Source organism: Streptomyces sp. MP131-18 (assembly GCF_001984575.1).
GTDB classification, from domain to species: Bacteria; Actinomycetota; Actinomycetes; order Streptomycetales; family Streptomycetaceae; genus Streptomyces; species Streptomyces johnsoniae.
The window spans coordinates 430,392-446,169 of sequence record NZ_LZNS01000001.1; the positions used below are offsets into that span (position 1 = coordinate 430,392).

Below are 15,778 nucleotides of genomic sequence, written 5' to 3' on the forward strand. Positions count from 1 at the left end.
GCCCCCACGAGCTCGTACCTGAGCGATTTCCACGTGGCGCGGTAGCCGCACGGCCCACCCATAAGGGTCGTAGAGTGGCTGAATGCAGTCCAATCGTCCCGTCATGGCAGCGGCCGTCCTCCGTCGGCACGGCGGTCCCGACGCGCTTGAGCTGCGGGCAGACTGGCCGGTGCCACGCCTGGCCGAAGGCCAGGTCCTCGTGCAGGTCGGAGCGGCGGCGCTGAACAACACGGATCTGTGGACGCGCGAGGGCGCCTACGGCCTGTCCGGTGACCCGGACGCGAAGGCGGGCTGGCGCGGCCCGGTGGATTTTCCCCGCGTGCAGGGCGGCGACATCGCGGGGCAGGTCACCGCGACCGCCGCGGGCGTGCCGGAGGAATGGGTGGGCCGCAGGGTGCTGGTCGACCCCGCTCTCTACCGCGATGAAAGCGCGGATGCCCCGCCCGTCGGGCTGCTGGGCAGCGAGGCGGACGGGGGCTTCGCCGACTACGTCGCCGTCTCCGCCGACCGCGTGCACGACATGACCGCTTCCCCGCTTTCCGACGAGGAGCTCGCAGCCCTGCCGGTTGCCTACGGCACGGCCACGGGCATGCTCGAACGCGCGAGGATCACCGATGCCGACACCGTTCTCGTGACGGGTGCCTCCGGCGGTGTGGGCTTCGCGCTCGTCCAACTCGCCGCCGCGCGCGGCGCTCGGGTCATCGCCCTGACGAGCGGGTCCAAGGCCGCCGCGGTGGAGCGGGCGGGGGCGGTCGCGGCCCTCGGCCGCGACACCACGGCGGCCGAGTTGCAGGACCGCCTCCGGGCGCTGGCCCCTGACGGGCTGGACGCCGTCGCCGATGTCGCCGGCGGTCCCTGGCTCGACCGGGTGTTGCCCACCCTCCGCGACGGCGCCCGATGGGTCATCGCCGGGGCTGTGGCAGGACCGGTCGTCACCTTCGACCTGCGGCGCCTCTACCTGCACAACCTCAGCCTCATCGGGTCCTCCATGCACACCCGCGCCCACTTCGCCGCCCTGGCCGGACTCGCCCGCACCGGCGCCGTCCAGCCGTATGTCGCCGCCCGGTTCCCCCTTCGGGAACTTCACACCGCGCAGGACGAGTTCCGCAGCGGCAGGCACGTGGGGAAGATCGTCGTCATCCCCTGACCGTGGGGCCGTGCCAGGGCGCGGCCCGCTGCCGATACCCGAACCAGACGACGGTGGACGCCATTCCGGCCAGCAGCAGTGGCAGCAAGGCGAACGCATCGAGCAGGGAATCCCGCCCGACCACGCCCACGAGCACCGGAGCCATGGTGAACGTCACGTAGCCCGACGCGGTCAGCCGGGCGATCGCCCGCTCCCGTCCCCGGGAGCGGGAACGGCCGAGCAGTGAGTAGGCAATCGGAATCGCCGGCGACATCCCCACACCGATCATCAGCATCCCCACCGCGATCGACCAGGAACTGCCGTCGACGATCAGGGTGAGTACCCCCGCCAGCGCCAGGGTCTCGCCGGACAGCAGCGTTTTCCAGTCTCCCATTCTGCGCAGGGCCGGGCCGGAAACCGCTCTGCCGATCGTCGCCGCGAGATACAGCATGATGAGTCCCAAGGCGCCCTGACCTGCCCCCTGGAGCGGCAACTGCTGAATGAACAGAGCGGAGTAGCCCTCGAGAGTGGAGTCCAGCGCGAACCCCCCGCACACGACCGTGAACGCCACGACCGCAACCGGGACGGCCATACGGCGACCGGAGAGGCCGCCCCACTCCGGGTGCGTTTCCGCGGTGGTGACGCCGGAGGGGTCGGACTGCCGGGAGTCCGGCAGCCGGAGCGCGGCGAGGGCACCGGCCAGGCAGCCGCCCCCGGCGATCGACAGCGCCCACCCGAAGCCCTGCTGCCCCTCCACCAGGTAGGTGGCGAGGACACCGAAGGCCGCGGCGAAGCTGAACGCTGCATGCAGTCGCGGCAGCAGACGCCTCCCGGTACGGATCTCCTGCCGGCTTCCCGTTGCGTTCGCCGCCGCGTCGAAGAGCCCCAGGCCGATGCCCGTGCCGGTGGCGCCCACGGCGAACAGCGCGGTGGTGCCCAGCAAGGGCAGCGTCATATAGCCGAGCCCGCTCACCGCGGCCGCGGCGACGAGCACCGGCCGTACCGTGAGCCACGCGGCCAGGCGTCCCAGCGTCAAGGAGCCCACGATGCTCCCGGCGGCCATCAGGGCCAGCACCAGGCCGAGTTGGCTGACCGTCATGCCCAGCTCGGCCACGATGGCCGGGACCGAAACGGCCCACGCGCCGGTCTGGTACCCCATCGCCGCGAAAACGCACAGGAGGAGGCCGGCAGCGCGGCGGCGGTGAGTCTCCATGGTCACGGGGCGTCCTTCCCTCGGCCACCATGATCTCGTCCGGCTTCCGTTCGGCTCGGCCGCCTCCGTGCACGGTGGCGACGCGCCGCAACGGGGAGGCCGTCCCCGGGGGGCGCCGGCCTGCGTTCGTGCTCCGGCAGGTCAGCCGCCGGGCCCGACCGCGCGGGCGCTAGGGTCCTCCCCCATGACCGCTCTCCCCCCGTACCTCGCAGCGACAGCGGATGCCTACGGCGCCCTCGCCCATCGCTACGCCGATCTCGCCCGCCGTGGACTCGACCATTTTCCGCTGGACCGCGCGGTCCTCGCCGCGTTCGCCGAGCTCGCGCGGGCCGGCGAGGCCGGGCCCGTCGCCGAGCTGGGATGCGGCCCCGGATATACGACGGCGCACCTGCGGGACCTGGGACTGGACGTTTTCGGCCTCGACCTGTCGCCGGTGATGATCGACCTCGCCCGCGAGGCTCACCCCGGCCTGCGGTTCGAGGTCGGCTCGATGGATGCCCTGGACCTGGCCGACGGCACGCTGGGCGGCATCGTGTCCTGGTACTCGGTGATCCATGCTCCGCCGCAGGACATACCGCGCTACCTCGCCGAGTTCCGCCGGGTGCTGGCCCCGGGTGGCACCCTCCTGTGCGCCTTCTTCGAGTCCGAGGGCGGGCCGGTCGCCGCGTTCGACCACAAGGTGACGACGGCCTACCGGTGGCCGATTGACGATCTCGCCGGGCTGGCCCGCGAGGCCGGCTTCGTCGAAGTCGGCCGGATGCTGCGCGAGCCCCACGAGGACGAACGGTTCCGCCGGGGCCATCTGCTGATGCACGCGCGGTAGGCGCGGCGGCAGCGCCACCGCGCCCGGTCTCCGTGGCGGCGGCCTCAGCGGCGGGCGGAGGCCGCCGCCTCGTGCAGCACACCGACGAGCTCCCGGCCCAGTTCCTCGGTGGCGGCCACCACACCCGACCAGCGGCGGGTCAGGTCCGTGGTGAACTCCACCGGGCGGCCTTGGACGTCGAGGACCACGCCGCCGGCCCGGCCGACCAGCACCGTCGCGGCGGCGAGGTCGACCAGGCGGTGGGTGTCCGAACAGGCGTCGGCGAAGGCGTCCGTGGCTCCCTCCGCCACCAGCGCGGCTTCCAGGCACGTCGTGGACAGGATGCGGACGCGGGCGGCGCGGGAGGCCGCGGCCCACCAGGCGGCGGCAGGCCCGGGCTTTGCCGTGTGCGGGCGGAGCATGGACAGGGCGGCGCCCGCGAGTTCCCTGCGGCCCGAGGTGCGGTAGGCGGTGGGCGCCTCGCGATGCGCCCACCAGCCGCGGCCGGTGTCGAGCCAGCTGGTGTACGACTCCGTGAACTCGCCCGCCACCGCGACGGTCCCGGCGAACGCGGTCAGCGGAACTCCCGCCGCTCCGTTGGCCGAGCCGTCCAGCGGGTCGATGACCAGGGAGATCTCGCTGCCGCGATCGATCCACCCGCTCTCCTCCGACAGGACGTTGACCCGGTGGGGCACCAGCGCCCGCAGTACCGCGTCCTCCACCAGCCGGTCGATCCGCATGGTCGGCGTGCCGTCCGCCCCCTGTTCGACGGCTTCGGCGAGCGTCGCCCGGTCGTGGCGGGCGCGGGCGTCCGTGTAGGCAGCGCGTGCCGCGTCGGCGGCGGCGGTGAGCGCCGGGTGCGGCCCGGGGTGTGCCATGTCAGTACCCCCCGACGGCGCTGAGCAGCCGGGCGACGGACACCGGCGCGTCGCTGTCGTCCCTGGACTCCTCGGCGAGGAGGGACATGCGAACGGTCTGCTGGTCGCCGTCCGCGGTGACGAGGACGAGGTCCGCGCGCAGGCCGGGCACGAGGGCGCCGCGGTCGGCCAGCCCGGCCGTTCGGGCGGCGCCCGACGTGATGAGGCCCACCGCGCGGTGCAGCGGCACCACGCGCTGCCGTGCCAGGTGCAGGGCGGCGGCGAGCAGGGTGGTCGGCATGTAGTCGCTGGACAGGTTGTCGACGAGCCCGGCCGCGATCAGCTCGGTGGCGCTGACGTTGCCGCTGTGCGAACCGCCGCGCAGGACGTTGGGCGCCCCGGCGACGACCGGCATGGACGCCTCCTTCGCCGCCACGGCCGCCGCGACGGTGGTGGGGAATTCGGCGACGGCCGCTCCGGCCCGCCGCACCCGGGCGACCTCCTCGGCGTTCTCCACGTCGTGGGCCAGCAGCCGGATGCGGCCGGAGGTGGCCCGCTCACTGAGGAATTCCAGGGCCACCGCGCGTTGCGGAATCCCGTCGGCACGTTCGGCGATGCGCCTGCGCACCCACGCCTCGGCCGCCTCCGCGCTGATCTTCTCCTGGTCCTGGATCATGCGGCGGTAGGAGTCCAGGTCGCGGTACTGCCCCTGCCCTGGCGTGTGGTCCTCGTAGGAGACCAGCGGTGCGGCACCGTCCGGGGTGAGGTCGTCCAGCGCCCGCCGCAGCACGCCGAGCGCCTCGGCATCCCGGGCGTCGAGGCGGTGCAGCAGCCGGTGGTCGACGAGCGCGACCCCACCGGCGGCCCGTTCGAGCACCGCGCCGGCCAGCGCCAGGGACCGTTCGATGGTGCGGTCCTTGAGCACGTGGGTCTGGTAGCTGACGGCGTGGTGCATCGTGGTGACACCGGCCGCCCGTACCCGGCCCTCGAAGCTGGCCACGGCGAACTCCGGGGGGAACTCGACGGTCGGGCGCGGGCGTTGCTCCTTCTCCAGGGCGTCGCTGTGGGTGTCGACGATGCCCGGGATCAGCAGCGCCCCGCGCAGGTCGCGCGCCTCGGCGGGCACGGTGCCGCCGATCGCCTCGACCACCTCCACGAGGGTCCCGTCCTCGACGACGACGAGGGCGTCGTCGAGGACCCGGTCCGGCAGAACGGCCCTCGCGTGAGCGAAGATGTGACGGCTCATCGAGCCACCTCCAGTGGCAGGTTCGGGTCTCGCAGGATGTCGCCCGGCCGGCCCGTGGCCACCACCCGGCCGCGGCCGAGTACGACCACGCGCGTGGCCAGGCGTTCGATCGCGTCGAGGTCGTGGAACACGGACAGCACCGCGGTGCCCGTTTCCTCCAGCCGGGCGATCAGGTCGAGCACCGCGGCCCGGTTGGCCGGGTCCAGCGCGGAGACCGGCTCGTCGAGCAGCAGCAGCCGGGGAGGCGCGATGGTGCCCGCGGCGATGTTGACGCGCTGTTTCTGGCCGCCGGAGAGCACGGTGGCGTGCATGTCCCACAGCCGTTCGGCGATGTCGACCTGGCGCAGCGCGGCGGCGGCCGCGTCGCGGGCCGCCTCGCGGGCCATCCCGCGCGCGACACCGGCGGAGGAGACGATGTCGAGCACCGAGCGGCGGGGCTGCGGGCGCAGGAACTGCGAGACGTATCCGAACTCGCGGCCGCGCAGGCCGACGATCTCGGCGTCGGACAGCGTGGCCACGTCCACCAGGTGGCCGCCGGACGTGCGGAACCAGATGGCGCCGCCGCCCGACAGGTACGTGCGGTACACGCAGCGCAGCAGGGTGGACTTGCCCGCGCCCGAGGTGCCGGCGAGTGCCACGTGCTCGCCGGGGGCGACGTCGAGGTCCACGCCGTTCAGTGCGTCGACGACGCGGCCGTCGATGGTGTGCAGGGTGAAATCCTTGCGCAGGGCGCGGACCGACAGGACGCTGCCGGCGGGCACCCCGGCCGGTGGCGCGGGCGGCGGAGCGGTGTGCTGCGGGCTGGTCATCTCGTTCATCCTCGGGCCGCCGCGACGAGCTGCTGGCTGTAGGGGTGCTGCGGGTCTTCGAGCAGCTGGTCGGTGAGGCCGGACTCGACGATCCGCCCGTGCCGCATCACCACGACGCGGCGGGTGAGCATGTCGATGACGCCGAAGTCGTGGGAGACGACGACGGCGGCCACGCCGGTCTCCTCCAGGAGCGTGCGCAGCAGGTCGAGCACTCCGGCGGCGACGGAGGCGTCGAGGCCGGTCGTGGGTTCGTCGAGCAGCAGCACGGGCGGCTCGTTGGCGAGTGCCCTGGCGATCTGCACGCGCTGCCGCATGCCGCCGGAGAACGTCCGCGCCAGGTCGTCCATGCGCGACAGCGGCACTTCGACGCGGCGCAGCAGGTCGGCGGCGCGGTCCCGGATGCGCTGGTAGGACCGCCAGCCGGCGGCCGTCAGCGGGTCGGCTATGTTGCCGCCCGCCGTGACGTCCAGGTTGAGACCCGCGGCGGGGTCCTGGTAGACGACGGCGATCTGGTCCAGGCGCAGCTTGCGCCGCGCCGGCGGGTCGAGTTCGCGGATGTTGACGGCGCCGTGCCCGACGCCGCGCAGGGCGATGCGGCCTGCGGTGGCGGTCTCGTCACCGGCGATGCAGCGCATCACCGTGGACTTGCCGGAGCCGGACTCCCCGATGATGCCGAGGGCCTCGCCCGGCTCGACCTCGAAGCCGATGTCCCAGGCGGCGACCACGGCGCCGGTGGCGGGCGAGACAGCGGTGCCGAAATCGGGCCCTGTGCCGTCGAGCGACTCGGGTCCCTGGACGCCGTAGATGCGGCCGAGTCCTTCGGCTTTCAGGGCCCATCGGGGCGGGGCCACGGTGGTGCTGCTCATGCGGTGCCTCCCTGGGCGGTCCCTCCGGCGGCGGGCGCGGCGGGGGCGTCGCCGGTGCGCCGGCGACGGCAGAAGTCGGTGTCGGAGCAGACCCAGGCGCTGAAGGTGCCGTCGGGTCCGGGCTCCTGCACGATGTACGTGTCCTGGGAGCCGCACAGCCGGCAGGCCGCGCCCGGGGTCCGCTCGACCTCGAACGGCCTGTCGTCGAAGGTCAGGGGCACGACGCGGGTGTGCGGGGGCACGGCGAAGATCCGCTTCTCCCGGCCCGCGGACAGGACGGTGATCGCCTCGGAGTCGTTCATCTTGGGCACGTCCCAGCGGGGAATGGGGCTGGGGGTCATGATGTAGCGGCCCTCGACGAGCACGGGGTATCCGGCGGCCTCGGTGATCAGGCCGTTGTGCACGATGTCCTCGTAGAGGCGGACCCACATCTTGGAGTAGTCGGCCTCGGCGTGCATGCGCCGCTGCTCGTCCATGTCGCGGACGATTCCGGCGAGCGGTTCGGCGCCCGGCACCTGGAGCACCAGCACCTGCCCGTCGCGCAGTGGCTGTTCCGGGATGCGGTGGCGGGACTGGATGATGTCGGCGCTCCGGGTGTCGGTCTCCTCCGTGCAGCCCGCGTGGGCGGCGACGAGCCTGCGGAGGTTGGAGGCGTTGACGCCGGCGTCCTCCCCCTGGTCGATGACCTTGAGCCGGGAGTCTTCGCCGACGAGTGACAGGGTGGCCTGGAGCCCGCCGGAGCCCCAGCCGCGTGCCACGGGCATCTCCCGGGAGCCGAAGGGGACTTGATAGCCGGGGATGGCGATGCCGCTGAGCATGGCACGGCGTATCTCGCGTTTGGACAGTTCGTCGAAGATGCCGGGGCTGGGGGGCGGGCCGGCGAGTTCGGTGGTCAGCTGGGCGGTCATGCCGTGTCTCTTTCGGTGAGTCGCGTCCCGCGTGCGGCGGCGTGGGCGCGTTCGAGTACCGAGCGGTACTCGACGTGGTGCGGCAGCTTCAGGTGCTGCGTGTAGCCGGTGGAGTCCGGGCCGTCGAGTGTCAGAAGAACGTCGTGCTGCAGGTCGGTGGCGCCCTCGTGGTGCGCCAGCAGCAGGTCGAGCCCGGCCATGGAGATGGCCTTGCGCTCGTTGTGGCCGAAGCAGAGGCCGTATCCCACGTCGAGGCTGGTGGGCAGTTCACCGGCGCGGGGCAGACTGTGGAACGTCTGTACTTCGCTCACGCGGGTCTCCGCGACGGTCACCGGGCGGCCGGTGTGGGGGTGGCGGACCCTGAGGGGCAGGATGCCGTGGCGCAGTTCCCCCGGCACCTCGTGGCCGGCCGGCCGCCAGTCGGAGCCGTACCAGAGGTACAGCAGCGAGCCGGTGTCGGCGCGTGCCATCGTCTGGAGCCAGGCGGAGCGGGGCGCTCCCGGCCGTGCGGGGCGCCGGGTGATGTCGAACGGTTCCGGATCGCCGTCGCCGCGCGGCGGCGCCACGAGGCCCATATCGCGGAACGTCGCCAGGACGTGGGCGGGCGTGCGCACCGCCTCCTCGGGGACGGCGTGGTCCGGGTCCCGGTGCCGGTGGTCGTGGGCGTGGTCGTGGGCGTGCGGCCGGGTGTCTTCGGCGTGCGGGGAGCCGGCGTTCCGCGCCTTACCCTCGTCCTCGGGCATCAGGTCGAGCAGGCGCCCGACGTAGTCCAGGGTCCTGCCGAGCACCTGCCCGCCCGGCGGGTTGCGGAAGGCGGAGCTGATGCGCCGGACCACCTTCAGTTCCGTAGTGGAAACCGGCTCGCCGATGGCGAGGCGGGGCAGCGCGGTCCGGTGGGCACGCAGGAGCTGCGCCGCCTCCGGAGGGTCGCCGTGCGCCTGGCGCAGGGCGCGGGCGGCCAGTTCGGGCGCCCACAGGCCGGCTTCGCCCATGACGCGGTCGACCCCCAGGCCGAGCCGTTCGGTGATCTGGTCAAGTTCCAGCCAGGCAGTGCCGCCGACGGCGGCGTCCTGGTCCTTCGCCTGGGCGCTCACCGGCCCGCTCCGGCCCCGACCCGCACCGCCCGGACGCGCTCCACCGTCGAGCGGAAGTCCACGTAGTGCGGCAGTTTGAGGTGTTCGAGAAAGCCGGACGCCTCCGGGCCGTCCAGGGCGATCAGCACTTTCTGCTCCAGTCGGTCGGTGTGCGGGTCGCGGTGGACCAGCAGGTCGAGTCCGGCCATGGCCAGCGCCTTCGGTTCGTTCTCGCCGTAGCACAGCCCGTATCCGGCGTCGAAACGCGTTCCGTCGGGGCGGGGCCGGGCGGTGGGCCGTACCGTGCGGGCCTCGGTGACCCGCACGCCGGCCACCGTGACCGGCCGGCCGGTGTGCGGGTGCGCCACTCGCAACGGCAGCCGCCCGCGCCGCAGTTCGAGAGGGATCTCGTGGCCGCCGGGGCGGGGGGCGCGCGAGCACGAGTACCACAGGTGGGTGAGCGAGCCGGTTTCCGCCCGCGCCAGGGCGCTGAGCCGTGCCGATCGCGGGGTGCCGGGGCGGGCGGGGGCGCGGGTGATGTCGTACGGTTCCGGATCGTCGCCGGTCCGCCGGTCCGGCAGCAGTCCGGCCGCGCGCAGGCCGGCGTCGGCGTCGGGCCGGTCGCCCCGCGGCCGCCGCGCGGGGGCGGCGGCCGGCGCGCCGGGCGGGCCGGGGGCGCGGCGCGGGCGGGCTCGCTCCTCGGGGGTGAGGTCCAGAATCCGGGGCGTGTAGTCGGTGGTCCTGCCCAGCACCTGGCCACCCGGCGGGTTGCGGTGGGCGGGGCTCACCCGCCGCACGGCGCGCAGTTCCGCCGGGCCGACCGGGAGGCTGTAGCCGAACCGGGGCAGGGTGGAGCGGTGGGCGCGCAGCAGCTGTGCCGCCTCCAGCAGGTCGCCGTGCGCCTGGCGCACGGCGCGGGCGGCCAGTTCGGGCGCCCACAGGCCAGCTTCGCCCATGACGCGGTCGACCCCCAGGCCGAGCCGTTCGGTGATCTGGTCCAGTTCCAGCCAGGCGCTGCGGCCCCCGAACCTGGACTCCTGCACCAGCCGCTCCGCGGCCGCGATGGCCTCCTGGCCGCCGCGCACTCCGGAATATCCCATGTCAGGCCCCTCCGAGGAGGCGGACGCGGGCGGTGCGCGGCAGCCCGGCGACCGAGCCGTCGGCAGCCACGAGGAAGAGGTCGACCCCGCAGGGGAACGCGGCGTTGGCCTCGGCGAGAGCCGGCACCGAGGCGGCGGGCAGGCCCGCCACGACGAGGCGCCGTTCGGTGGGGACGCCCGGGCCGGTGACGGCCAGCGTCACCGCGCCGTCCGCTCCGCCCGCGGTGCCGTCGCTCAGCGTGTCGACCTGGGCGAACACCCGGGCGCCGGTCTCGGGGTCGAGGGGGCTGCCACGGTGCAGGAGGCCGATGTCCGCGGGGCCGAGCGGGCGCAGGGCGAGAAGGCAGCGGGCCCGCGCGGCCTCGGTCTGCGGGGCGCCGGTGGCCGCGTGCACGGCCAGGGCCCAGGCGACGCCCTCGGCGGAGCCGTCCGTCAGGACGTGCAGGGGGACCTCGAAGTCGATGAGTCCGCAGGCGGCGGCCGCGGCGGCCGGCGGGTGGGCCGGCAGGCGGAGCCGGCCGATACGCCCGGGCCTGGCGAGCACGTCGAGCAGGACGGTGAAGTCGCGCTGGGTCTCCCGCGGGCCGCGGCGCAGCGTGCGGACGCGGTCCCCGCGAGGCGGCGCGCCCGCGGGTGCGGGGGCAGCGACGGGCATGGTACGCACCGGTGACTCGGTCATGTGAGCTCCTCGAATGCGACGGTGGTCGCCTGGATGTCGGCCCACTCGGCGGCTTCCTCGGCCGCCTGGCGTTCGGCGACGGCGGCGCACAGGGCATCGATGTCGGTGAGGGCCGGCAGTCCCGCCGCCGCGACCGCGTCGAGCAGGGCGCCGGCGAGGGCCGCGATCCGGTCGTCGCCGGAGCGCATGCACCAGCCCGGCACCCCGTCCAGCTCGACGGAGCACTCGGTCACCAGCACTTCACCGAGGTAGAAACGGGTCTCCTCCACGGGCTCCCGCACTTGAAGGACGACCATGCCGACCTCGGGCGCCTGCACCACCGTGGGGCGGGGCACGCCGTCGGCGAGCAGCCGTTCTGCGAGGGTGACGATCTCCTCGTGTCCGGCGGCGGCGAGCAGCTCGCAGCGCCGTTCACGGGTCAGCGTGTCGGGCACGCCGTCTCCTTCCATGGTCGGTCGCCCGCCGGTCACTTCCACGGACCGTCGAGCTCGACGATCAGCCGGGTGCAGTCGGGGCGGCTCCAGGTGTTGCTGCACATGAGCGCCGTGCCCGTTCCCCTGTCCCGGCTGAGACTTTCGATCAGCCACACGGGCCGGTTGTGCGCCGTCTCCAGGCCGGCGGCCACCTCGGGTCCTGGCAGCGAGTAGCTGACCCGGCACCAGGCGCGGACCGGGTCCACCCGGCACACCTGCCGCAGGATGCTGTCCAGCGATTCGACGGCGTGGACGGCGGCGTCGAGTTCGGGGAGCAGGTCCGAGGGAATCCACTCCTGCGCCCAGCCGTTGAGCATGCCGTCGATGTAGGACTGTCTGACGAGCAGGTGGGCTTCGCTGCCCTCGGGGCGTTCCAGCCGGGCGGCCACGTCGGCCGGCAGGGCCATCCGGCGCACGTCGCGCACCACGGTGCGGGGCTCGCCGCCCGCTTCGCGCACGGTCTGGTGCAGCGAGGGGGCCTTGCGCTGGGAGAGGACGTAGTCGATGCGGCGGTTGACGAACGTGCCCGCGCCGCGGACCCGGCGGACCAGCAGCCGGCCCTCCAGTTCCTGCACCGCGGCTCTCGCCGCGGCCCGGCTGACGCCGAAGCGTGCGGCGATCTCGTGCTCGCTGGCGATCTGCGTGCCGGCCGACTGGTCGGCGATCTCGGCGGCGAGCACGTTGGCTATTTCTGCGTACCGGCTTCCTTTGGCCACACCACGCATCCTGAAGGCGGAATTTGTCCGGACAAGCGCCTCGGATGGAAACGGACTTCCATGCTCCGGTGAACTCCCGTGACACTTGTTGCGCGCGGGAACGGACGGAAATGCGGCACCCGCCGGCCCGGTGCGGGCCGGCGGGTGCGGTTGTGCGCGGCGGTCAACGTGCCTCGGCGGCGGAGACGGACGTCAGGCGAACACCTTGCGCACCCACAGCGCCAGGCCCTCGACGAACAGCACCACCGCGAGCACCATCAGCACGATGACGGTGACGACGTCGAACTGCTGCACACGGGCGGCGTTGAGCAGGTCGTAACCGATGCCGCCCGCGCCCACGATGCCGAGCAGCGTCGCGGAGCGGATGTTGACATCGAGCGTGTACAGCAGGTGGGCCAGCACCGTGGGCCAGGCGCGCGGCAGGACGGCGGTGAAGAAGATTTGGCCGCGGCCGGCGCCCGTGGCCAGTACCGCCCGTGCCGGGCCGGGATCGACCTCCTCCAGCGAGTCGGCGACGAGCTTGCCCAGCAGGCCGACGGAGCCGATGCCGAGCGCAAAGGCCCCGGCCACCGGGCCGAGCCCGGTGACGACGACGAAGACGATCGCGAGGACCAGCTCGGGCAGCCCCCGCACGAGCAGGATCAGGGAACGGAAGAACCGGGCGACGGCCGGCGAGGGAACCACGTTGCGCGCGGCCAGCGCGCCGAGCGGCAGGGCGAGCACCACACCGATGAGGGTGCCGGCGAGCGCGATCTGCACCGTGATCCACAGGTTCTCCAGCAGCATGTCCCCGATGCCGCCGGTCGACGGGGGCAGGAAGTCGCCGATGGTCGGCAGCAGGGACTCGGCGCCGCGGGCCAGCGCATCGGGGGAAATACCGGCGCGCACGCCGGAGGCCACCACGAGGGCGCACGTGAGGGCCGTCACCACCGCGCGCCGCACCCGTCCGGCGTCCCACGGCGGACTCGTCCTCCGGCGGGTGCCCGCCCCCTGCGGCCCGGCCGCGACGGGCTCGTGCCGCCCGGCGCCGGTGCGCGCCGCAAGACGCCGGCCGACGACGCGCCGCAGAACGCCCGCCCGCGGCGCCTCCGCGACCTCGCGCAGCAGGGAACGGCGGATCTTGCCCGAGACCGCCTCGGCCGCGAAGCACAGCAGCAGGACCACGAGTGCGATGCCCATGGCCTCCTGGTAGTCGAGCCGGGCGATGGCGTTGGACAGGGCGTAGCCGAGGCCGTTGACGCCGACGAAGCCGAGGACCACGGATACCCGCAGGTTGATGTCCAGCCGGTGCAGTGCGGTCGCCACCAGCGACGGCAGCGCCTGCGGCAGCACGGCGCCCGCGATCTGCTGGAGCCGTCCGGCGCCCGCGGCGCGCAGTGCGTCGCGCGGCCCCTCGTCGATTTCCTCGAAGGCGTCGGCGTAGAGCTTGCCGACCATGCCGACGGAGTGCAGGCCCATGGCGACGACGCCGGTCATGGCGCCGAGCCCGAAGACGCGGAAGGCGGCGATGGCGAAGACCGCGTCGGGTATGGCGCGGGCCAGCACGATCAGGGCCCGGGAGGCGGACCTCACCGACCCGCCGGGAGTCGTGTTGCGGGCCGCGAGCAGGCCGAGCGGCACGCTCAGCAGCACGGAGAGCGCCGTGGCGGCGATCACGATGGCGAGGGTCTGCCAGGTCAGGTCGAGGAGTTCGCCGACCGGCGGGAACTGCAACGGCAGCATCCGTTCCAGGAAATCCCTGGCGTTGCCCGCGCTGTCCACGACGGTGGCGAGGTTCAGCTGCAGTTCCGCGAAGGCCCACACGCCGCCGCCGACGCACAGCAGCAGGGCGAACGTCGCGCCGAGCCCGGCGGGCGTGGGGCGGGCGACGGTGCGCCGCCGCTCCTCGCGCGCGGGAAGCTTGGCAGAGCGCCGCCGGTCGGGGCGCGTCTGGACACTCACCCCGCTCCCCCGCCATGATGCGGCAGCGCGCCGGGGTCCTCGGGGTCCGCACCGACTTCCCGGTACAGGCGCATGACCTCCTCGCGGCCGATACCTGCCGTGGACACGTCCATGACGACCCTGCCGCGACGCAGGCCCACGATCCGGTCGGCGAACGACAGGGCGACGTCGACCTGATGCAGACTGCACAGCACGGTGAGACGGCCCTGCGTCGCGACGTCCCGAAGCAACCGCATCACCTGCCCGGAGGACTCCGGGTCGAGAGAGGCGACCGGTTCGTCCGCGAGCAGAATCCGCGGCTCCTGCATCAGGGCGCGGGCCACCGCCACCCGCTGCTGCTGGCCGCCGGAGAGGGTGTCCGCGCGCTGGAACGCCCAGTCCGCGAGCCCCACCCGGTCGAGACGGTCCATGGCGGCCTCCCGGACCGGCCTCGGGTAGGTGAACAGGCCGAGCCGCGGCCCGCGCAGCGAGCCCAGGGCCCCGGTGCAGACGTTCTCCAGCACGGTGAGTCTGTCCACCAGGTGGAACTGCTGGAACACGAAGCCGATCCGGCGGCGCAGTGCCCGCAGTTCCGCGGCTTTCGCCGTGGCCAGGTCGGTGCCCAGGACGGTGCCGCCGCCCGAGGTGGGGGCCTGGAGACCGTTCACATGCTTGAGCAGCGTGGACTTCCCCGAGCCGGAGAGACCGAGGAGGGCCACGATCTCACCGGCCCCGATCCGGAACGACACCTCGTCCAGGGCGGTGAGCGCGGCGGCGCCGCTGCCGAAGCGTTTGGTCAGTGCGTCGATCCGGACGGCGACCTCGTCCTCGTCGGTGCGTTCCCTTCCCGGGACCAGGGCGGCCGCCGTCATGAACCGGCCTCGCACTGCTCGTTCCGCGTCGTCGCGCAGACGTCACGCACGCTCGCGTAGTCGGCGTCCGAGACCGGAACGTAGCCCCAGTTACCCTCGATCAGGCAGTCCTCGCCCCCCGCACAATAGCCCTGGGCTTCCAGGTGGTCGGCGTTCGTCTTGTTCTGAAGGGCGTCGGTGAGCGTCTGCCGGAGCTCGTCGGTCAGGTCGTCGCTGATGGCGACGGGCGAGCCGGGGATCATGGCGGACTCCCAGAAGACCGTGAGGTCGTCCGCGCCGATCTGGCCGCTCTCGACGAGCTGGCGGGTGGCCATGTCCTCCGTCGCGAAACCCGCGTCGCACTGCCCGTCGGCCACGGACAGGACCGAGGCGTCGTGGCCCCCCGCCGTGATCGGCGCGTAGTCGTCCTCGCCCAGACCGGCCGCGATGAGGCCGGCGGCGGGGTAGAGATAGCCGGAGGTGGAGTTCTCGTCGACGAAGCAGACCTCGCCTCCGGCGAGGTCGTCCATGCTGTCGATGCCGGAGCCGGCCCGGGAGACGCCCACCGACCGGTAGCCGGGCTCGTCCCCCTGCTCCGCCACCGGCGCGGCAACGATCTCAAGACCGACGCCGCTGTCCTTGGCGACGATGTAGGAGAGGGGGCCGTAGAAGGCGATGTCGGCCTTGCCCGCGCGCTGGGCCTCGATGACGGCCGCGTAGTTGGTGGCCTGCTGCAACTCGACGTTCTTGCCCGTTTCCTCCTCCAGCATCCGGATGATCGGTTCGTAGCGCTGCGCGAGAGCGGTGGACTCCTCCGAGGGAATGGCGGCCAGGACCAGGGTGTCCGGGTCGCGACCGTCCGCGGAGCTGTCCTCCGCGGCGCTCGAGCCGCAGGCGGCCAGGACCAGGGGGAGCAGGGCGAGGACCGCTGCCCGGGGCAGGCGGGGGGTGCTGGGCATGGGTTAGTCCTTCCGCGCCAAAGCGCGCTGAGCATCGGTGTGGCTGCCAGCGTCAGGACGTCAGGTGTGTGCGGAGGCGCGGCAAGGTTAAGCAACGCTGAACGGCGCGGGAGACAATGCGTGACTTGACAGGACAACCCGCGCCGGCGGGCGTCCGTCGCGGCCCGCACCGGGAAGCTC

Annotated in this window: 16 protein-coding genes; 2 read left to right on the forward strand and 14 right to left on the reverse strand. The window is 73.5% G+C overall.

Translation table 11 applies throughout. The annotated features are described in order from the left end of the window. Window positions 1-103: 103 nt before the first annotated feature. The gene (locus STBA_RS01970) at window positions 104-1,147 is read left to right on the forward strand and encodes a zinc-binding dehydrogenase (protein ID WP_077057576.1); all 1,044 of its coding nucleotides are present in this window, start codon (window positions 104-106) and stop codon (window positions 1,145-1,147) included. Here STBA_RS01970 and STBA_RS01975 read toward each other — a convergent pair. Beyond that, window positions 1,137-2,339 carry an MFS transporter gene (locus STBA_RS01975; RefSeq protein ID WP_077057577.1) on the reverse strand — a complete coding sequence of 401 codons (1,203 nt, stop codon included), beginning with the start codon at window positions 2,337-2,339 and terminating at the stop codon, window positions 1,137-1,139. The genes STBA_RS01970 and STBA_RS01975 overlap by 11 nt on opposite strands. A 184-nt stretch (window positions 2,340-2,523) precedes the next feature. On the opposite strand from STBA_RS01975, the gene STBA_RS01980 reads away from it, so the two are divergent. Continuing rightward, window positions 2,524-3,162 carry a class I SAM-dependent methyltransferase gene (locus STBA_RS01980; RefSeq protein WP_077057578.1) on the forward strand — a complete coding sequence of 213 codons (639 nt, stop codon included), beginning with the start codon at window positions 2,524-2,526 and terminating at the stop codon, window positions 3,160-3,162. Window positions 3,163-3,206: 44 nt separating this feature from the next. Here the strand turns inward: STBA_RS01980 and STBA_RS01985 are convergent, their stop codons facing one another. The 13 genes from STBA_RS01985 to STBA_RS02045 all read right to left on the reverse strand — a co-directional run bounded on the left by STBA_RS01985 (window position 3,207) and on the right by STBA_RS02045 (window position 15,598). Continuing rightward, the gene (locus STBA_RS01985; RefSeq protein ID WP_077057579.1) at window positions 3,207-4,019 is read right to left on the reverse strand and encodes an inositol monophosphatase family protein; all 813 of its coding nucleotides are present in this window, start codon (window positions 4,017-4,019) and stop codon (window positions 3,207-3,209) included. Between the two features lies 1 nt (window position 4,020). Then, window positions 4,021-5,244 (reverse strand): alpha-D-ribose 1-methylphosphonate 5-triphosphate diphosphatase, encoded by a 1,224-nt coding sequence (locus STBA_RS01990; RefSeq protein ID WP_077057580.1) that lies wholly within the window; start codon window positions 5,242-5,244, stop codon window positions 4,021-4,023. Further along, window positions 5,241-6,053 carry an ATP-binding cassette domain-containing protein gene (locus tag STBA_RS01995; RefSeq protein WP_079251655.1) on the reverse strand — a complete coding sequence of 271 codons (813 nt, stop codon included), beginning with the start codon at window positions 6,051-6,053 and terminating at the stop codon, window positions 5,241-5,243. Before STBA_RS01995 ends, STBA_RS01990 begins: the two co-directional genes overlap by 4 nt. Before the next feature lie 5 nt (window positions 6,054-6,058). Continuing rightward, window positions 6,059-6,919, reverse strand: a complete 861-nt coding sequence (locus STBA_RS37000; protein WP_077057581.1) for an ATP-binding cassette domain-containing protein — start codon at window positions 6,917-6,919, stop codon at window positions 6,059-6,061. Further along, a complete protein-coding gene (locus tag STBA_RS37005) occupies window positions 6,916-7,827 on the reverse strand; it encodes an alpha-D-ribose 1-methylphosphonate 5-phosphate C-P-lyase PhnJ (protein ID WP_077057582.1) in 912 nt (303 codons plus the stop codon). The genes STBA_RS37000 and STBA_RS37005 overlap by 4 nt, the downstream gene beginning before the upstream one ends. Then, window positions 7,824-8,921 (reverse strand): carbon-phosphorus lyase complex subunit PhnI, encoded by a 1,098-nt coding sequence (locus STBA_RS02010; protein ID WP_077057583.1) that lies wholly within the window; start codon window positions 8,919-8,921, stop codon window positions 7,824-7,826. Before STBA_RS02010 ends, STBA_RS37005 begins: the two co-directional genes overlap by 4 nt. Beyond that, window positions 8,918-10,000 (reverse strand): carbon-phosphorus lyase complex subunit PhnI, encoded by a 1,083-nt coding sequence (locus STBA_RS02015; protein ID WP_077057584.1) that lies wholly within the window; start codon window positions 9,998-10,000, stop codon window positions 8,918-8,920. The genes STBA_RS02010 and STBA_RS02015 overlap by 4 nt, the downstream gene beginning before the upstream one ends. A 1-nt stretch (window position 10,001) precedes the next feature. Continuing rightward, window positions 10,002-10,679: a phosphonate C-P lyase system protein PhnH gene (gene phnH, locus STBA_RS02020; RefSeq protein ID WP_077057585.1), complete on the reverse strand. Its 678-nt coding sequence runs from the start codon at window positions 10,677-10,679 to the stop codon at window positions 10,002-10,004. Beyond that, window positions 10,676-11,113: a phosphonate C-P lyase system protein PhnG gene (gene phnG / locus STBA_RS02025; protein ID WP_079251656.1), complete on the reverse strand. Its 438-nt coding sequence runs from the start codon at window positions 11,111-11,113 to the stop codon at window positions 10,676-10,678. The genes phnH and phnG overlap by 4 nt, the downstream gene beginning before the upstream one ends. Before the next feature lie 32 nt (window positions 11,114-11,145). Beyond that, window positions 11,146-11,868, reverse strand: coding sequence for a GntR family transcriptional regulator (locus tag STBA_RS02030; RefSeq protein WP_216355902.1), 723 nt, complete (start codon window positions 11,866-11,868; stop codon window positions 11,146-11,148). 192 nt (window positions 11,869-12,060) lie between these two features. Then, on the reverse strand, window positions 12,061-13,809 hold the full coding sequence (gene phnE, locus STBA_RS02035; protein WP_079251657.1) for a phosphonate ABC transporter, permease protein PhnE: 1,749 nt from the start codon (window positions 13,807-13,809) through the stop codon (window positions 12,061-12,063). Continuing rightward, on the reverse strand, window positions 13,806-14,660 hold the full coding sequence (gene phnC / locus STBA_RS02040; RefSeq protein WP_077057588.1) for a phosphonate ABC transporter ATP-binding protein: 855 nt from the start codon (window positions 14,658-14,660) through the stop codon (window positions 13,806-13,808). Before phnC ends, phnE begins: the two co-directional genes overlap by 4 nt. Further along, window positions 14,657-15,598, reverse strand: coding sequence for a phosphate/phosphite/phosphonate ABC transporter substrate-binding protein (locus STBA_RS02045; RefSeq protein WP_077057589.1), 942 nt, complete (start codon window positions 15,596-15,598; stop codon window positions 14,657-14,659). The genes phnC and STBA_RS02045 overlap by 4 nt, the downstream gene beginning before the upstream one ends. Window positions 15,599-15,778 lie beyond the last annotated feature (180 nt).

Coding starts and splice junctions, on each gene's coding strand:
- STBA_RS01970 (WP_077057576.1), top strand. CDS start 104: ATGGCAGCGGCCGTCCTCCGTCGGCACGGCGGTCCCGACGCGCTTGAG.
- STBA_RS01975 (WP_077057577.1), bottom strand. CDS start 2,339: ATGGAGACTCACCGCCGCCGCGCTGCCGGCCTCCTCCTGTGCGTTTTC.
- STBA_RS01980 (WP_077057578.1), top strand. CDS start 2,524: ATGACCGCTCTCCCCCCGTACCTCGCAGCGACAGCGGATGCCTACGGC.
- STBA_RS01985 (WP_077057579.1), bottom strand. CDS start 4,019: ATGGCACACCCCGGGCCGCACCCGGCGCTCACCGCCGCCGCCGACGCG.
- STBA_RS01990 (WP_077057580.1), bottom strand. CDS start 5,244: ATGAGCCGTCACATCTTCGCTCACGCGAGGGCCGTTCTGCCGGACCGG.
- STBA_RS01995 (WP_079251655.1), bottom strand. CDS start 6,053: ATGACCAGCCCGCAGCACACCGCTCCGCCGCCCGCGCCACCGGCCGGG.
- STBA_RS37000 (WP_077057581.1), bottom strand. CDS start 6,919: ATGAGCAGCACCACCGTGGCCCCGCCCCGATGGGCCCTGAAAGCCGAA.
- STBA_RS37005 (WP_077057582.1), bottom strand. CDS start 7,827: ATGACCGCCCAGCTGACCACCGAACTCGCCGGCCCGCCCCCCAGCCCC.
- STBA_RS02015 (WP_077057584.1), bottom strand. CDS start 10,000: ATGGGATATTCCGGAGTGCGCGGCGGCCAGGAGGCCATCGCGGCCGCG.
- phnH (WP_077057585.1), bottom strand. CDS start 10,679: ATGACCGAGTCACCGGTGCGTACCATGCCCGTCGCTGCCCCCGCACCC.
- phnC (WP_077057588.1), bottom strand. CDS start 14,660: ATGACGGCGGCCGCCCTGGTCCCGGGAAGGGAACGCACCGACGAGGAC.
- STBA_RS02045 (WP_077057589.1), bottom strand. CDS start 15,598: ATGCCCAGCACCCCCCGCCTGCCCCGGGCAGCGGTCCTCGCCCTGCTC.